16 protein-coding genes and 1 other annotated feature are annotated in these 17,099 nt (G+C 40.4%); of the genes, 15 read left to right on the top strand and 1 reads right to left on the bottom strand.

What is annotated here, in order from left to right:
* The 12 genes from ADF75_RS00810 to ADF75_RS00870 all read left to right on the top strand — a co-directional run.
* A partial coding sequence (locus ADF75_RS00810; protein ID WP_048788786.1) for an LPXTG cell wall anchor domain-containing protein occupies window positions 1-2,043 on the top strand: 2,043 nt, incomplete at its 5' end.
* A 149-nt stretch (window positions 2,044-2,192) separates the two neighbouring features.
* Window positions 2,193-2,705: a dihydrofolate reductase gene (locus ADF75_RS00815; RefSeq protein WP_048788787.1), complete on the top strand. Its 513-nt coding sequence runs from the start codon at window positions 2,193-2,195 to the stop codon at window positions 2,703-2,705.
* Window positions 2,706-2,915: 210 nt separating this feature from the next.
* The gene (clpX, locus tag ADF75_RS00825) at window positions 2,916-4,148 is read left to right on the top strand and encodes an ATP-dependent Clp protease ATP-binding subunit ClpX (protein WP_048788789.1); all 1,233 of its coding nucleotides are present in this window, start codon (window positions 2,916-2,918) and stop codon (window positions 4,146-4,148) included.
* Window positions 4,149-4,159: 11 nt separating this feature from the next.
* Entirely contained in the window at window positions 4,160-4,756 is a 597-nt protein-coding gene (yihA, locus tag ADF75_RS00830) for a ribosome biogenesis GTP-binding protein YihA/YsxC (RefSeq protein ID WP_048788790.1), read from the top strand.
* A 146-nt stretch (window positions 4,757-4,902) separates the two neighbouring features.
* On the top strand, window positions 4,903-5,601 hold the full coding sequence (locus ADF75_RS00835) for a glucosaminidase domain-containing protein (RefSeq protein WP_048788791.1): 699 nt from the start codon (window positions 4,903-4,905) through the stop codon (window positions 5,599-5,601).
* 189 nt (window positions 5,602-5,790) lie between these two features.
* Window positions 5,791-6,588, top strand: coding sequence for a formate/nitrite transporter family protein (locus ADF75_RS00840; RefSeq protein ID WP_048788792.1), 798 nt, complete (start codon window positions 5,791-5,793; stop codon window positions 6,586-6,588).
* Window positions 6,589-6,650: 62 nt separating this feature from the next.
* Window positions 6,651-6,785: a sequence feature (ribosomal protein L10 leader region), on the top strand.
* Between the two features lie 38 nt (window positions 6,786-6,823).
* On the top strand, window positions 6,824-7,324 hold the full coding sequence (gene rplJ, locus ADF75_RS00845; RefSeq protein ID WP_048788793.1) for a 50S ribosomal protein L10: 501 nt from the start codon (window positions 6,824-6,826) through the stop codon (window positions 7,322-7,324).
* A gap of 76 nt (window positions 7,325-7,400) precedes the next feature.
* Complete coding sequence (gene rplL, locus ADF75_RS00850; RefSeq protein ID WP_001196965.1) at window positions 7,401-7,769, top strand: 50S ribosomal protein L7/L12; 369 nt, start codon at window positions 7,401-7,403, stop codon at window positions 7,767-7,769.
* 400 nt (window positions 7,770-8,169) lie between these two features.
* Complete coding sequence (locus ADF75_RS00855) at window positions 8,170-8,622, top strand: hypothetical protein (RefSeq protein WP_048788794.1); 453 nt, start codon at window positions 8,170-8,172, stop codon at window positions 8,620-8,622.
* Between the two features lie 184 nt (window positions 8,623-8,806).
* Window positions 8,807-10,543 carry an ABC transporter ATP-binding protein gene (locus ADF75_RS00860; RefSeq protein WP_048788795.1) on the top strand — a complete coding sequence of 579 codons (1,737 nt, stop codon included), beginning with the start codon at window positions 8,807-8,809 and terminating at the stop codon, window positions 10,541-10,543.
* 12 nt (window positions 10,544-10,555) lie between these two features.
* A complete protein-coding gene (locus ADF75_RS00865; protein WP_048788796.1) occupies window positions 10,556-12,340 on the top strand; it encodes an ABC transporter ATP-binding protein in 1,785 nt (594 codons plus the stop codon).
* A gap of 115 nt (window positions 12,341-12,455) precedes the next feature.
* Window positions 12,456-13,010, top strand: coding sequence for a GNAT family N-acetyltransferase (locus ADF75_RS00870; RefSeq protein ID WP_048788797.1), 555 nt, complete (start codon window positions 12,456-12,458; stop codon window positions 13,008-13,010).
* Between the two features lie 30 nt (window positions 13,011-13,040).
* On the opposite strand, the gene ADF75_RS00875 is transcribed toward ADF75_RS00870, so the two are convergent.
* Window positions 13,041-14,069, bottom strand: a complete 1,029-nt coding sequence (locus tag ADF75_RS00875) for a YdcF family protein (RefSeq protein ID WP_048788798.1) — start codon at window positions 14,067-14,069, stop codon at window positions 13,041-13,043.
* 194 nt (window positions 14,070-14,263) lie between these two features.
* On the opposite strand from ADF75_RS00875, the gene brnQ reads away from it, so the two are divergent.
* From brnQ to ADF75_RS00890, 3 genes are all read left to right on the top strand, one after another.
* Complete coding sequence (gene brnQ / locus ADF75_RS00880) at window positions 14,264-15,583, top strand: branched-chain amino acid transport system II carrier protein (protein WP_048788799.1); 1,320 nt, start codon at window positions 14,264-14,266, stop codon at window positions 15,581-15,583.
* 159 nt (window positions 15,584-15,742) lie between these two features.
* Window positions 15,743-16,450: a thiol-disulfide oxidoreductase-associated membrane protein CcdA2 gene (ccdA2, locus tag ADF75_RS00885; RefSeq protein WP_006596323.1), complete on the top strand. Its 708-nt coding sequence runs from the start codon at window positions 15,743-15,745 to the stop codon at window positions 16,448-16,450.
* Window positions 16,451-16,472: 22 nt separating this feature from the next.
* A complete protein-coding gene (locus ADF75_RS00890; RefSeq protein ID WP_048788800.1) occupies window positions 16,473-17,060 on the top strand; it encodes a TlpA family protein disulfide reductase in 588 nt (195 codons plus the stop codon).
* Window positions 17,061-17,099: the final 39 nt, after the last annotated feature.

Genomic DNA, 17,099 nt, shown 5'->3' on the forward strand with positions numbered 1-17,099 from the left:
CCTAAGTTTACAGAAGGCAATCCAAACATTCCAATGGATGATGATACGCCAGCTACATTCGAAGATGGCTCAACAACGAAGACAATTCCAGGTGAAGGTACTTACACAGTAGCCCCAGATGGAAGTGTAACCTTTGTACCAGAAAAATCATTCATCGGAACAGGAACAGGTGTAACAGTTAAGCGTGTAGATAAGAATGGTACACCAGTTACAGCTAAATACACACCAACCGTAACACCGGTAACACCAACAGCTGAAGAAGTGACTTCAATTGATAAACAGGGCCAAACACAAACAGGTAAGCCTAAGTTTATAGAAGGTGATCCAGTAGTTCCAATGGATGATGATACACCAGCTACATTCGAAGAAGGTTCAACAACGAAGACAATTCCAGGTGAGGGTACTTACACAGTAGCCCCAGATGGAAGTGTAACCTTCGTGCCAGAGAAGTCATTCACAGGAACAGGAACAGGTGTAACAGTTAAGCGTGTGGATAAGAATGGTACACCAGTAACAGGTAAATACACACCAACCGTAACACCAGTAACACCAACAGCGTCACCTGCTGAATCAGTAGCTCCTCAAGGTGTAGTTCAAACTGGAACAGTAACCTTCACAGAAGGTGATCCAGTTGCGCCAATCGACAAGAATACCATTACCCTTCTTGACGAAAATGGTCAACCAGCAGCTTCAGTAGATGCTAAGTCACCAGACGGCAAGGTTATCGGTACATTCACAGTTGATAAAGCAACAGGTGTTGTAACCTTCACCCCAACAGATAAGACCTATTCAGGTGATGTCGTTTCAGTTAAGGTTCAAGCTAAGGATGCCAACGGTACCCCAGCTGAAACAACATACACACCTAAGATTACTCCAGTTGTTCCAACAGCAGAGGATGTAACTTCAACAGATAAACAAGGTCAAACCCAAACAGGTAAGCCTAAGTTTACAGAAGGCAATCCAAACATTCCAATGGATGATGATACGCCAGCTACATTCGAAGATGGCTCAACAACGAAGACAATTCCAGGAGAAGGTACTTACACAGTAGCCCCAGATGGAACAGTCACTTTCGTACCAGAAAAATCATTCACAGGAACAGGAACAGGCGTGACTGTTAAACGTGTAGATAAGAACGGTACACCAGTAACAGCTAAATACACACCAACTGTAACTCCAGTAACACCAACAGGTGAACCAGCCACAACTATTGGCCCTAAAGGTCAAGAACAATCTGGTAAGCCAAACTTCAAGGAAGGTGATCCAATTGTTCCAATGAACGATGCCGTTCCGGCTACATTTGACGATGGTTCAACAACGAAGACAATTCCAGGTGTTGGTACGTATACAGTAGCTCCTGACGGAACTGTAACCTTTAAACCTGAACCAGAATTTACTGGAAAAGCACCATCTGTAACTGTTGTCCGTGAAGATATGAATGGAACAAAAGCTTCTGCAACGTACACACCAACTGTACTTCCTGTTACTACATTTGTAGACAAAGAAGGTAAAGCAATTCCGGGATATCCAACTGAGGACAATGAACAACCTAAGAAAGAGATTCCAGGCTACCGCTTTGTAGAGACTAAGAAACTTCCAAACGGCGACACAGAACATGTCTACGAAAAAGTGAAGACAAGTCACAAGGATAAGGAAGGTAACGAGATTCCTGGTTATCCAATCGAGGATGGTGAAACTCCTAAGAGAGATATTCCAGGCTACCGCTTCGTAGAGACTAAGAAACTTCCAAATGGTGATACAGAGCACGTTTATGAGAAAGTGCCAACACCAGATCCGGTTCCTACACCAACCCCAACTCCAACACCGGTTCCAACCCCGGCACCTACTCCGGATCCAGTTCCAACACCAGATCCAAAACCAGTTCCAGAAACTAAGGAAATTAAATTCATCAATCCTTCTGATGAAACAGCAGTTCTTCCTGAAACTGGTACTGAGGAAACTTCTAAAACAGGTCTTGCTCTTCTAAGTGCTTTAACAGGTCTCTCATTATTTGGACTTGCTAAACGCAAAAAAGAAGACTAAGATCTAGGATTTGCCTCATTAAAACCGCGAGAAATCGCGGTTTTTTTGACGGAAAAAATAGGAAGTTTTGCTCAAGGAAGCAATAGTTGGAAACAGTCTTTTCTTGAAAAATTTGATAAAATAGAAGTATCAGTGTAAAGGATGTAAAAATGAGTAAGAAAGTAATTGGTATTTGGGCTCAGACAAAGAATGGGGTAATCGGCAAGGACCAGGTGATGCCTTGGCATTTGCCAGCTGAATTGCAGCACTTTAAACAAACGACTACAGGCCATGCGATTCTCATGGGAAGAGTTACCTACGAAGGTTTAAACAAACGCGTCCTCCCAAATCGGACCAATATCATTCTCTCTAGAGATGACAAATATGATGTAGAGAATGAAAAAGTTTTATTAAAAACCTCAGTTGAAGACGTTTTAAACTGGTATAAGGATCAGGATTTGTCGCTCTTTATTATCGGTGGTGAGAAGGTCATTCGCCTTTTCGAGCCTTATCTAGAGGAGCTCTATCAAACCGTCATCGATGCCGAATTGGAAGGAGATACTTACTTCCCAGAAGACTTCCAGTGGGATCAGTTTCGTTTACTAGACGAGCGGACAATCGAAAAAGATGAAAAAAACCCTTACGACTTTACCATTAGACATTTTGAAAGAAAGGAAGACTAGTTCATGGAACGTAGTATTTTTGGCTTTTTTACAGCTGTTTTATGCGTGATTTGCCTAGTATGTGCTTCCCAGACCTTTCGGAAAAAGCGCTATGGATTAGCCATTCTATTTTTGCTAAATGCCTTTACTAATCTTGTGAATTCTATTCACGCCTTTTATATGACTTTATTTAGATAAATTACAAACAGACTTTAGAATCGGGAGAAGAAAATGCCTACAAATCAATCAAACGATATGATGGTTTATTGTTCCTTCTGCGGGAAAAACCAAGACGAAGTACAGAAGATTATCGCTGGGAACAATGCCTTTATCTGTAATGAATGTGTTGAGTTAGCTCAAGAAATCATTCGAGAAGAACTTGCTGAGGAAGTCTTGTCAGATCTTTCAGAAGTTCCAAAACCAATCGAACTCCTCAATATCCTCAACCACTATGTCATCGGTCAGGATCGTGCCAAACGAGCGCTAGCAGTAGCTGTCTATAATCACTACAAACGAATTAACTTCCACGAAAATCGTGAAGAAGACAATGATGTAGATCTCCAAAAATCAAACATTTTGATGGTGGGGCCTACAGGTTCAGGAAAAACTTTCTTGGCTCAAACTCTTGCTAAGAGCTTGAATGTTCCATTTGCCATTGCGGATGCGACAGCCTTGACAGAAGCGGGTTACGTCGGAGAAGACGTTGAAAACATTCTTCTTAAGCTCTTGCAAGCTGCTGACTTCAATATTGAACGTGCAGAACGTGGCATCATCTATGTTGATGAAATCGATAAGATTGCTAAGAAGAGTGAGAACGTCTCTATCACCCGTGATGTATCTGGTGAAGGGGTACAACAAGCCCTCTTGAAGATTATCGAAGGAACTGTAGCCAGCGTGCCACCTCAAGGCGGACGCAAGCACCCACAACAAGAAATGATCCAAGTCGATACCAAGAACATCCTCTTCATCGTCGGTGGAGCCTTTGATGGGATTGAAGAAATCGTGAAGCAACGTTTAGGTGAGAAGATCATTGGATTTGGTCAAAACAACAAAGCCATCGATGAATCAAGCTCTTATATGCAAGAAATCATTGCAGAAGATATCCAAAAATTCGGTATTATCCCTGAGTTAATCGGTCGGCTTCCAGTTCTTGCTGCATTAGAGCAATTGACAGTGGATGACTTGGTTCGTATTTTGAAAGAACCAAAAAACGCCTTGGTGAAACAATACCAAGCTCTCTTATCCTTTGACGACGTAGAATTGGAATTTGATGACGAAGCACTTGAAGAAATTGCAAGCAAAGCTATTGAACGCAAAACAGGTGCTCGTGGATTACGCTCCATCATCGAAGAAACTATGTTGGATGTGATGTTTGAAGTTCCAAGTCAAGAAGATGTCAAATTGGTTCGAATCACCAAAGAAGCAGTTAACGGAACTGAAAAACCAATTTTAGAAACTGCCTAGAAAGAAATTCTATGAAAGTAAATACTCATAATGCGGATATTCTCTTGAGCGCTACCAATAAAAGCCATTATCCTCAAGATGATATCCCAGAAGTTGCACTTGCCGGTCGATCAAATGTCGGCAAGTCTTCTTTTATTAATACCATGCTAAATCGCAAGAATTTGGCCCGTACGTCTGGAAAACCAGGGAAAACACAGTTATTAAACTTCTTCAATATCGATGATAAATTACGCTTTGTCGATGTACCTGGCTATGGATATGCTCGTGTCTCTAAAAAAGAACGTGAGAAATGGGGAAAGATGATCGAAGAATATCTGACATCAAGAGAGAATTTAAGAGCTGTTGTCAGCCTGGTTGATCTTCGTCATGAACCCTCAGCTGATGATGTCCAAATGTACGAGTTTTTAAAATATTACGAGATTCCAGTTATCTTGGTTGCAACCAAAGCCGATAAAATTCCAAGAGGAAAATGGAACAAGCATGAATCTATGATCAAGAAGAAATTGGATTTTGATAAAACAGATACCTTTATCATCTTCTCATCCGTTAATAAGACGGGAGTAGAAGAAGCTTGGGATGCAATTTTTGACTATAGCTTTTCGGAATAAATCGTATTATTACTAACCTATTATTTCTTTATTTGATTTATCTCGATATTGTAATTAAAATGTAATATTGAGCTCAACAATTTAATGCTTTTCTGTGCTATAATCATCTTAAAGAGTTTTCATTAAAACATTAGGAGATTATCACATTGAAAAAAATACTAAATAAATCGAAATTAATTGGATCCTTAGTGGCTCTAGTAGCTGCAGGAACAGTAGCGGCAGCTATGAGTGAGCATGTAGGGAATGTTGATGCTAATGATGGTGCTTATACTCAATACGCAGATCCAACAGAAACTTTTATCTCACAAATCGGTGAATCTGCTCGTCAGCTTGCTCAAGAAAATGATCTTTATGCTTCTGTTATGATTGCTCAAGCCATCTTAGAAAGTGGAGCTGGTCAATCTGGTTTGTCATCTTATCCTCACTACAACCTTTTTGGTATTAAAGGTAGTTATGCTGGTCAATCAGCTGTGATGCAGACGTGGGAAGATGACGGTAATGGAAATGCCTATACCATCAACGATGCTTTCCGTTCATACCCTAGCTACTATGAATCATTGCAAGACTATGTTGCTGTTTTGAAACAAGGTCATTTTGCAGGAGCTTGGAAGAGCAATACAAGTAGCTATCAGGATGCTACATCTGCTTTAACGGGTGTCTATGCTACTGATACAAGTTACTATGCAAAATTGAACCATATCATCGAAACTTACAATTTGACTCAGTATGATTCACCAAGTGTATATGGAGGTTATGAAGGTACGGTCTACAACCCATATCGCCAACAATATACAACTCAAGAAATCTTGAACTTGGATATCGCATGGGCAAATCGTTTCTTGTAAGATATGAATTAAATTGAACGATAAACAGGCCATTAAGGTCTGTTTTTTCTTTTAGTCGTTTTAAATCGTTTTATATCATTTTTCATTGAAAACAGTATTTTTTATATTATTTTTCTGAAAACCTTTTCAGGAGGTTCTATCTATGATATAATGAAGAAGTTCACAAATTCAATATATAAGGAGATTCAGATGGGAGAATCAAATTTTGTTCTTAAAGTAGAGGCAGCATGTCAAAAGAAGGAAGAACTATATACAGCTTCTAAGGCTCGTTATGCTGTTCGCTCTATGTTTGCGGGTGCATTTCTCACAATGAGTACAGCAGTTGGGATTGTGGGAGCAGATTTGCTCAATACCTTCTTGCCAGGTTCCGGTCGTTTCTTGTTTCCATTTATTTTTGCTTGGGGATTGGTTTATTTACTCTTCTTAAATAGTGAACTAACGACTTCAAATATGATGTACCTGACAGCTGGAGTTTATCTTAAGAAGATAAATTGGAAGAAAGCTTTAGAAATTCTACTATATTGTACATTCTTTAATTTAGTTGGTGCCTTGTTCCTCGCATTTCTCTTCAGTCAGACAAGTGCTTTTGCAAATCTGAATCCAAAAGGCTTCCTTGGTTCGGTTGTAGAGATGAAGTTGCAACGTTCTAATCAATTGGTCTTCTTTGAAGGGGTTGTTGCCAACATCTTTGTTAATATAGCTATCTTGTCCTACCTTTTCTTTAAAGATGAAACAGCGAAAGTTCTGATGGCTTTGTCAGCTATTTATATGTTTGTTTTCCTTACGAATGAACACATCGCGGCAAACTTTGCTTCTTTCTCATTAGCTACTTTTAACTCGATTTCGAAAGATTTGCCTCACTTAGAGTTCTTCAATGTGCTTCGTCATTATGCTGTCACTTTTGTAGGTAACTGGGTAGGTGGAGGAGTGATCATGGGCTTGGCCTATGCATGGCTCAATCGTACCAAGACTATCTATAAAGATTAACTATTTTTAAAAAAAGTTTGCAAAAATACTTGCATTCTTTTTTTTTATGTGATACACTAAATAACGGTTTGAAAAAACTGCCTAAGACAGTAGGGGAGCTTGACTCATAAAGATCCTACCGAGGACAAAACGTATCATGTAAAAGAAGCGTATTGTACTTTCGTGTCTAGGTTTGGGCGCGTTTTTCTTTTGGAAAAATTCCCCAAGCAAAATAATTACGGAGGTGAACACACTAATGAGTGAAGCAATTATTGCTAAGAAAGCGGAACTAGTTGACGTAGTAGCTGAGAAAATGAAAGCTGCTGCATCAATCGTCGTTGTGGACGCTCGTGGTTTGACAGTAGAACAAGATACAGTTCTTCGTCGTGAGCTTCGTGGAAGCGAAGTTGAGTACAAAGTGATCAAAAACTCAATCTTACGTCGTGCAGCTGAAAAAGCTGGTCTTGAAGAATTGGCATCAGTATTTGTTGGACCATCTGCAGTAGCATTTTCTAACGAAGATGTTATCGCACCAGCGAAAATCTTGAACGACTTTTCTAAAAACGCTGACGCACTTGAAATCAAAGGTGGTGCAATCGAAGGCGCTGTCGCATCTAAAGAAGAGATTCTTGCTCTTGCAACTCTTCCAAACCGCGAAGGACTTCTTTCTATGCTCCTTTCTGTACTTCAAGCGCCAGTGCGCAACGTTGCTCTTGCAGTCAAAGCGGTTGCAGACAACAAAGAAGACGCAGCTTAATCTTAAGCTACGCAGCATAGCCTAGCTACAAAAAATAAAAACATAAAATATAAAAACTTATTTGGAGGAAATAACAATGGCATTGAACATTGAAAACATTATTGCTGAAATTAAAGAAGCTTCAATCCTTGAATTGAACGACCTTGTAAAAGCTATCGAAGAAGAATTTGGTGTAACTGCAGCTGCTCCTGTAGCTGTTGCTGCAGCTGGTGCTGCTGACGCAGGTGCTGCTAAAGATTCATTCGACGTTGAATTGACATCTGCAGGCGACAAGAAAGTCGGCGTTATCAAAGTTGTACGTGAAATCACTGGTCTTGGTCTTAAAGAAGCTAAAGAACTTGTTGATGGAGCACCTGCACTTGTTAAAGAAGGTGTTGCTACAGCTGAAGCTGAAGAAATCAAAGCTAAATTGGAAGAAGCTGGAGCTTCAGTTACTCTTAAATAATAGAGTTTCCAATCAAAATGCAAACCGAGGTTTAGATCTCGGTTTTTTTGTGTACATTTTTGAGTTTAAGTCTTTATTTTTTACAGATTAATTCTGTACTTTGTCTACAGTAGGATTTTATCTAAATTTTTCAGGATTAGAAAGCTGTTGTCGATTGAATTTAAGTCCGAAGTTGATATTAGCAGCTTTTTAACTGAATGAAACTATTAAACACAAAATAGGAATCAGAAATTTTTGATCATTAAATGATTGTCTATTTTCTGAAATCATACTACTTTATATTTAATCTCTGTCAATCAACATATTTACAATTCTTATCAAGTTCTTACTAATTTATTATGTTGTTAGACTTCTATTTTTTTGATAAAATAGTTCCTATAAACAAAAAAGGAGATTTCTGATGAAATACTTTAAACGTCTTGTCTTTGCTGCTTTATTGGCAGTTGGTGCGATTTTCCTTGTAGCTTGTGGTTCTACAACTAGCGATAATGGGAAATATGTCTATAAAGCTGATAAGGAGAAAATAGAAAGCATCCTTAAAGAGCAAGGAGCTACTGATGAGGAGCTTGAGAAAGTCGCTGGTCAAATTGCATTATCAATGACGATCGAAATTAAAGATAAAAAAGCCAAATTGACTGTTGAAATGAATGCCCTAGGAAATAATAGAAAGAAATCATTTGGCCTAAAAGCTGATCAAGGTAGCAAAACTCTTGAGTCAGAAGAAGGTGGTAATGATAAAGTCAAGTATAAGATTGACGAGGATGTTTTAACTTTGGACTTGAGTAAATTTAAGTCTAACGATAGCGAAACATTTGCTTTCTTCAAAGATGCAAAATTTAAACGTCAAAAATAATCATTTCTAAAGGGGATAATTGAGGTTATCCTCTTTTTTATTCTTTATTTTCATTAGCTCTTTTCCTTGCTAGCCTAGGGGGTATCTGATATAATAGGGATGAATTGAAGGAGGCAACGTGCTTTCTAAAATAGCTTAAAAAGTACTTAAGGGTGCTTTTTTATTGTATAGGGAGGAGAAAGGTATGGGATATATTTGGTCCTATTTGAGAAAATATCCAAAATGGTTGTGTTTGAATGTTACAGCAGCCATCTTTTTTGTGATTGTCAATCTCGGTTTGCCAACTGTTCTAGCTCGTATGATTGATGAGGGGATCAATCCGAGAGATATGGAGCGGGTTTATTTTTGGGCCTGGGTTATGTTTGGTGTGATCATCGTAGGGATTCTCGGGCGAATCGTTCTAGCCTATGCGGTTGGGAAGATTACTACCACCATGGTCATGGATATGCGCAATGACCTTTATGAGAAGCTTCAGGAATATTCCCACCATGAGTATGAGAAGATTGGGGTTTCTTCCTTGGTAACGCGGATGACGTCTGATGCCTTCGTCTTGATGCAGTTTTCTGACCAGATGTTGAAGCTTGGCGTCATCACTCCTATCATGATGCTGTCCAGTATTCTGTTAATTTTACAGACGAGTCCATCTCTTGCCTGGATTGTGGCGATTTCGATGCCATTTTTGGCTGTGGTCGTCTGGTATGTAGCTATCAAGACCAAACCTTTGTCAGAGAAGCAGCAGGAAACCTTGGATAAGCTCAATCAATATGCTCGCGAAAACCTTACGGGACTTCGGGTGATTCGTGCTTTTGCGCGTGAGGAATTCCAAGAAGAAAAATTTGGCCAAGCCAATGCAATCTATGCGGACAACTCCAATAGACTCTTTAAATTGACCGGCTTGACGGAGCCGCTCTTTGTCCAAATCATCATCGCCATGATTGTAGCTATTGTATGGTTCGCCTTGGATCCTCTAGGGGATGGAAGTTTAGAAATCGGGAATCTTGTCGCCTTTATCGAATACAGTTTCCATGCCTTGCTTTCTTTCCTATTCCTAGCTAATCTCTTTACCATGTATCCACGGACAGCTGTCTCCAGTCATCGTTTGAAAGAAATCATGGGCATGCCGATTTCTATTGATCCAAATGAAAATGGGGTTACTGAGACAGAAACCAAGGGCTATCTAGAATTTGACAATGTTACCTTCGCCTATCCTGGTGAGACAGAGAGTCCAGTCCTTCATAATATTTCCTTTAAAGCTAAGCCGGGGGAGACCATTGCTTTTATTGGATCGACCGGCTCTGGGAAATCCTCTCTGGTCCAGCTCATTCCTCGATTCTATGATGTGACCTTAGGGAAAATCTTAGTGGATGGTGTAGATGTGCGTGATTTTAATGTTAAAGCCTTGCGCCATAAGATTGGATTCATCCCACAGAAGGCCTTACTCTTCACGGGGACTATTGCCGAAAACCTTCGTTACGGAAAAGAAGATGCCAGCATTGAGGAGCTAGACAAGGCAGCAGATGTGGCCCAAGCTAAAGAGTTTATCGAAAGCAAGGAAGAGCAGTTTGACACTCATTTAGCAGAAGGGGGAAGCAACCTTTCTGGTGGACAGAAACAACGTTTATCCATTGCGCGTGCAGTTGTTAAAGAGCCGGATATCTATATCTTTGATGATTCCTTCTCGGCTCTTGACTACAAGACAGATGCTACACTGAGAAAACGTCTCAAGGAAGTAACAGGAGATGCGACCGTCTTGATTGTAGCCCAGCGGATTGGGACCATCATGGATGCGGATCAAATCATCGTCTTGGATCATGGAGAAATCGTCGGTCGTGGAACCCACGAGGAACTCCTGGCAACCAATGAAATCTACAGTGAGATTGCTCGCTCTCAGTTGAATAACCAATCATTGACAGAAGAATAGGAGGGGGAGAAAATGAAAGAAAAACGTTCCAGTTTTGTACGTCTTTGGGGCTATCTAAGAGCTTATCGTTTTACCGTTATTTTCGCTACACTCCTAAAGATTCTGAGTGTGGTTATGAGTGTCATTGAGCCCTATATTCTTGGACTTGCTATTACAGAATTGACTGCCAACCTGACAGAGATGTCTAGAGGAGTAGCGGGAGCTGAGATTAATGCTGGCTATGTTGGCTGGGTCATGATTGTCTATCTCTTCCGGGGAGTTTTGTATGAGCTTGGATCTTATTATTCCAACTATTTCATGACCAATGCCGTCCAAAGTATGATCGAGGATATGCGTAATGACCTATCTGAAAAAATCAATCGCATCCCTGTTTCTTATTTTGATCAGCACCAATTCGGAGATCTTCTTGGTCGCTTTACCAGCGATGTCGAAACTGTTTCTAATGCCTTGCAGCAGTCCTTCCTTCAAATTGTGAATGCCATTTTCACACTAACCTTGGTCATCGCTATGGTACTCTATCTCAACCTTACTTTGGGGTTAATCGTGATTGCTTCTATCCCGATCACCTTCTTCGGTGCCCAGTTGATTATGAAGAAATCCCAGCCTTACTTTAAGGAGCAGGCTGATGTCCTTGGAGCTCTAAATGGTTTTGTTCAGGAAAACTTAAGTGGTTTCAACGTCTTAAAACTCTATGTACGAGAAGAATCATCGCAAGAAGACTTCCGTGACATTACCCGTCGTCTGCAGCAAGTTGGATTTAAAGCGAATTTTATTTCTGGACTGATGATGCCTATTCTGAATGCAATCTCTGATTTGACCTATCTTTTGGTCGCAGTTATCGGAGCCATTCAAGTTCTTGCCGGTCGTCTGACAGTTGGGAACATGCAGGCTTTTGTCCAGTATGTCTGGCAGATTAATCAGCCTATTCAAAATTTGAGCCAGTTGGCTGGAACCTTACAAAGTGCCAAATCTTCACTGGATCGGGTCTTCCAAGTACTTGATGAACCAGATGAAGTACTTGGTAAAAATGAAGCTCTGGACAAGGAATTGACTGGACAGGTTAGCTTTAACCATGTGGACTTTCAATATGTGGAAGATAAACCATTGATCCGCGACTTTAATCTAGAGGTCAATCCAGGTGAGATGGTGGCCATTGTCGGACCGACAGGTGCAGGAAAAACCACGCTCATCAATCTGCTGATGCGTTTCTATAACGTGACCAAGGGGGCTATTACGGTAGATGGGCATGATATCCGTGACCTATCTCGCCAAGATTATCGCAAGCAGTTTGGGATGGTTCTTCAGGATGCTTGGCTTTATGAAGGGACCATTAAAGAAAACCTGCGCTTTGGGAACTTGGATGCAACAGACGAAGAGATTGTCGCTGCTGCCAAAGCTGCCAATGTAGACCACTTTATCCGGACGCTTCCGGGGGGCTACAATATGGAGATGAACCAAGAGTCTAGTAATATCTCTTTGGGACAGAAGCAGTTGTTGACTATTGCGCGTGCCCTTCTAGCTGATCCTAAAATTTTGATTTTAGATGAAGCGACATCCTCAGTGGATACGCGTCTGGAACTCTTGATTCAAAAGGCTATGAAGAACTTGATGAAGGGGCGGACTAGCTTTGTCATTGCCCACCGCTTGTCTACTATCCAAGAAGCAGATAAGATTTTAGTCCTTAAAGAGGGGCAAATCATAGAGCAAGGAAATCATGAGTCCCTCTTGGCTGCAAAAGGATTCTATTACGACTTGTACATGAGCCAATTCTCCAAAAAAGAAGAGACTAGCGCGTAAAACAAAAGGAGCAATTGCTCTTTTTGTTTTTGAGAAGACTGTGATTTAAATATAAATCAGGTTTCTTGAAAGCGTATGCGAAATTTGCTATAATCGTAGCAGAAATGGAGGCTTTATGAGCTTAACCAGCCAATTAATCACTGAAACGTTCCCAGATCTAGATAAGGTCGAGCGGTTGAATACCGAGGCATTCCCTGAAGAGGAACGGATTCCTTTATCGGAGTTTTTACGCTATACGGACAATGATGATGCTCATTTTTTTGCTTTTTATAATGAGGAAGAATTTGTCGGGTTTGCCTTTGCTATTTCAAATGCCAAGGCCTTTTACGTCAGCTTCTTTGCCATTATGCCACACTTACGAAGCCACGGCTATGGTCAAGAAATTATTGAAAAATTAGTCGAGTTTTACCAACGGACCATGTTGTTAGAAGTTGAACGATTGGATGAAGAATGTGATAATATAGAACAACGACGGGCTCGGATGGACTTCTATTTGCGGAACGGCTTTAAAACAGCCAATGCCTTTTTAGAATACGATGATCTGAGTTTTGAGATTCTTTATCGAGGCGATCAATTTGATGAAGAGGCTTATCGGGACATCTTCCATAAACTGCAAGCAGAGAATTACTTTGATTTCCGTATTGAATACAGACGCTTTAGTGATCATTAGACAAGAAAACCATGGGATACCCCATGGTTTTTAGTTTAGATGTTGAATAATGAACTCAATCAGTCTCATAATTTGTGAAAAGAACCAAGGCAGAAACAGAAAAGCTAAGAAAGCAGCATGCCATTTCCAATAGAGAGAAACTAGCCCAACTGTTTCTCGGATCCAAGCCGATGGGAGATAATAAAAAGCTGTTTTTGAACCGGCACTGCGTCCAGGGATTTTTAATCGTCTCATAAAGACACCAGCCCGAAGAGCGTGAAAGGAATTGGTCACCACAAGGACACTCTTTCCTAGTCCATGATCTTCAAGAATAGCCTTACTAAATGTCAGATTCTCAAAAGTCGTTCGAGAACGATCCTCAATCAAAATGTCTTCCTGTGGTACACCCTGTTCCATCAGGTAGCTTGCCATAGCTTCCGCCTCTGAGGTTAACTCATCAGCACCTTGTCCACCAGAAACAATCAGTTTTGGTCGCCCCTCGAATTGCTCATAGATAGTCTTTGCTTTAGTTAGACGCTGGGCTAGAAGTGGTGGGACTTTATCCCCAATCAAACCTGAGCCAAGGACGATGATAACATCCGGTTCCTTACGGATGGGGAAAAAATTACAAAAGGTCCCATAAAAGACATAAGAGAGATAAAGAAAGGTCGAGTAAAAGAGGGCAAAGTCTGTTGGATAAATCAAGAGATCTTTCCCTGGGAAATAAGGAAGGAAATGAAGCGCCAAGGTGCCGATAATAAAGATCCCATATAGGAGTGAGAGGAGGTTTGCCAACTTTTTGCCTTCAAAAGACATCATTTGACGGCCGTTAAAAAGAAGAAAAACAGTTGAGAAAATAATACTGAGTAAAACAAGGATAGCAAGTACTGAAAAAACAATGATAGCAATCTGTTGGTTAAACCATAGCTCCGTACGAACAACTAGTAGTAGGGCAGAAATCAGGAGGAAAAGGCCGAAGCTTATTGAAAAGAGGTAAGCATTGATCAGTCTTCTGCGGTCATTCAAAAAGAAAAATAAAAAAATGGTAGCTGGAACCAACCAGAATATATTTAGAAACATGATGACTCCTAGATGTAGTAGTAGCTCAATTGTAACATAATTAACTAAAAGGTGCTCATTAACTTCACAATCGTTCCGTATTGTTGAAACCTCAACTGTCACTTGAGAAAAGTAATAAATCCAGATAAAAAGAATTGCCGTGGCGGATAAAAGCTGTTATACTAGAAAAGATTGAAAAATGTAAAGGAGAACACATGTTACGAAAAGGTTCCTTAACAGGTTTGCTGTTATTTGGTATTTTCTTCGGTGCAGGGAATTTGATCTTTCCACCTGCGCTAGGTGCCCAGTCGGGTAGCCATTTTTGGCCAGCTATTGCTGGATTTGTCTTATCAGGAGTAGGGATTGCGATTATCACCTTGATTATTGGGACACTCAATCCTAAAGGGTATATTCATGAGATTTCACGAAAAATTGCTCCTTGGTTTGCCATCGTTTATCTGGTAGCCTTGTATCTGTCTATTGGTCCATTCTTTGCTATTCCAAGAACGGCTACTGTTTCCTACGAGGTTGGGATCGCTCCACTGTTAGGACAATCAAGTGGTAGACTGAGTCTCTTTATGTTTACCTTGATTTATTTCTGTTTGGCCTATTTGATTGCCTTGTATCCTTCTAAAATCCTAGATAGTATTGGTCGGATTTTAACACCTGTCTTTGCTATCTTGATCGTTGTCCTCGTTGTTCTTGGTGCTCTCAAGTACAGCGGACACGCGCCTCAAGTGGCAACAGAAGCCTACCAAGCATCTGCCTTTGGTCAAGGTTTCCTTGAAGGGTATAACACCTTGGATGCTCTTGCTTCAGTAGCCTTTAGCGTCATCGCAGTGACTACTCTTAATCAACTTGGTTTCACCAGCAAGAAAGAATACATTAAAACGATCTGGATTGTTGGCATCGTTGTAGCCATTGGCTTTAGTATTTTGTATATTGGATTGGGTTATCTTGGAAATCACTTCCCAATTCCAGCAGAAGTGATGGCTTCTGATGCCAATAAGGGTGTTTATGTCCTCTCAGAAGCTACCAAGGCTATCTTTGGCCCAGTTGCTCAAATCTTCCTTGCAGGTATGGTGACGGTGACTTGTTTCACAACAACAGCCGGTTTGATCGTATCGACAGGGGAATTCTTCCATAAAACCTTCCCTAAAATTTCTTACAAGGTCTATGCGACTCTCTTTACCTTGATTGGATTCTCCATTGCCAATCTTGGTTTGAGTGCCATTATTGCCTATTCATTGCCAGTTTTGATGATCCTCTATCCAATCACCATTACTATTGTGTTGATTGTGATTGTAAATAAATTTACTCAACTATCAAAACCAGGAATGCAGCTGACTATGTTCCTAGTTAGCTTGATTGCGATTGCAGATGTTCTGGCAAGTACCTTTAAACTTGCAGGACTAGCAAACATCATTAAGCACTTGCCGTTTGCTGCTCAATCCCTCCCATGGTTACTACCAGCAGTAGTTGGTATTGTCCTTTCGCTTTTCTTGCCAAATAAACAAAGTGCAGAAGAGGAATAGATAGTCAATTGAACTCCAAAGTTATGTTCTTTGGAGTTTTTGTTTGGTTTTGAAACTAGTTTCTAAATGAATATTTAATAATCAAAGCGTAGCAGAAATTTTTAATTTAGCTGTTGGAGTGTTATACTAGTTGTAGCATATCAATATACGGAGTGTTTTATGAATCAAATTGTTTTCTCCTTTACGGTCTTTCTGGCAGGCATTCTCTCCTTTTTCTCTCCCTGTGTCTTTCCATTGCTTCCGGTATATATCGGCGTCTTGCTAGGAAGCGATCAGGAAAAATCAGTTCAGATTTTTGGGAAAAAGATTCGCTGGCATGGGATTGTAAAGACCTTGTGTTTTATCGCAGGGATTTCTGTTATTTTCCTCCTCATTGGTTTTGGGGCAGGTTTGCTTGGTCAGATCATGTACACCAACTGGTTCCGTTACCTGATGGGAGCGTTGATCATTATCCTAGGTCTTCATCAGATGGAAGTCTTTCATTTTAATTTCCTAGAGAAACAGAAGACAATGGATTTCGGGGCAAACAAGCACAAGAATGAATTATTTTCAGCTTTTCTCCTTGGACTTGGTTTTAGCTTTGGATGGACGCCATGTATTGGTCCTGTTCTTGGCTCTGTACTTGCCTTAGCAGCATCCAATGGCCAAGATGCCCTTATGGGAGCCGTTTACCTTTTCATTTATACATTAGGGATGGCTATTCCATTCTTACTTCTAGCTCTAGCATCTGGGATCGTTCTCCCATACTTTAATCGTCTAAAACCCCATCTCTTGTTACTAAAGAAGATTGGTGGCTTGATCATCATTATTATGGGGATTTTGTTACTTTTGGGACAATTGAATAGCTTGTCTGCTATCTTTTCATAAATCAAATGGAGGTTTACTCATTATGAAAGTTATTAAATACGCCTGTTTTTCGCTTCTTTCTCTATCCATCCTGACTGCTTGCTCTATGAATCAGTCCGAAAGTGGCATGAACAATCAATCCATGGATAATCAATCCATGGATAATCAATCAATGACCAATACAACCGCTAGTAAACATCCTTTAGTAGGAAAAGAAGCGAGTGACTTCGAGCTAAAGGATATGAAGGGGAACACAGTTAAACTTTCAGACTACAGAGGTAAAAAGGTTTACTTGAAATTCTGGGCGACTTGGTGTGGTCCTTGTCGCCAAAGCATGCCTGAACTCAATAAATTAGTTGAAGAGAAGGACCGGGACTTTGAGATTCTTACCGTTATGGCACCAGGAATGCAAGGTGAAAAAACAGAAGAAGAGTTCGTTAAATGGTTTGCCCAACAAGATTATCAATCAGTGCCTGTTTTGTACAATCCAGACGGATCTGCCTTTATGAATTATCAAGTTCGTTCAATCCCTACGGAAGTCTTTATCGATAGCCAAGGAAAGATTGGACATGTTCAATTAGGGGCAATTTCAAACGAAGATGCCAAGAAGATTATCAAAGAGTTGAAATAAAAAAGAGAGTGGGACAGAAATCGGTAATTGGTTAGAATT

The sequence above is a fragment of the Streptococcus sp. 1171_SSPC genome (assembly GCF_001069335.1).
GTDB classification, from domain to species: domain Bacteria; phylum Bacillota; class Bacilli; order Lactobacillales; family Streptococcaceae; genus Streptococcus; species Streptococcus xiaochunlingii.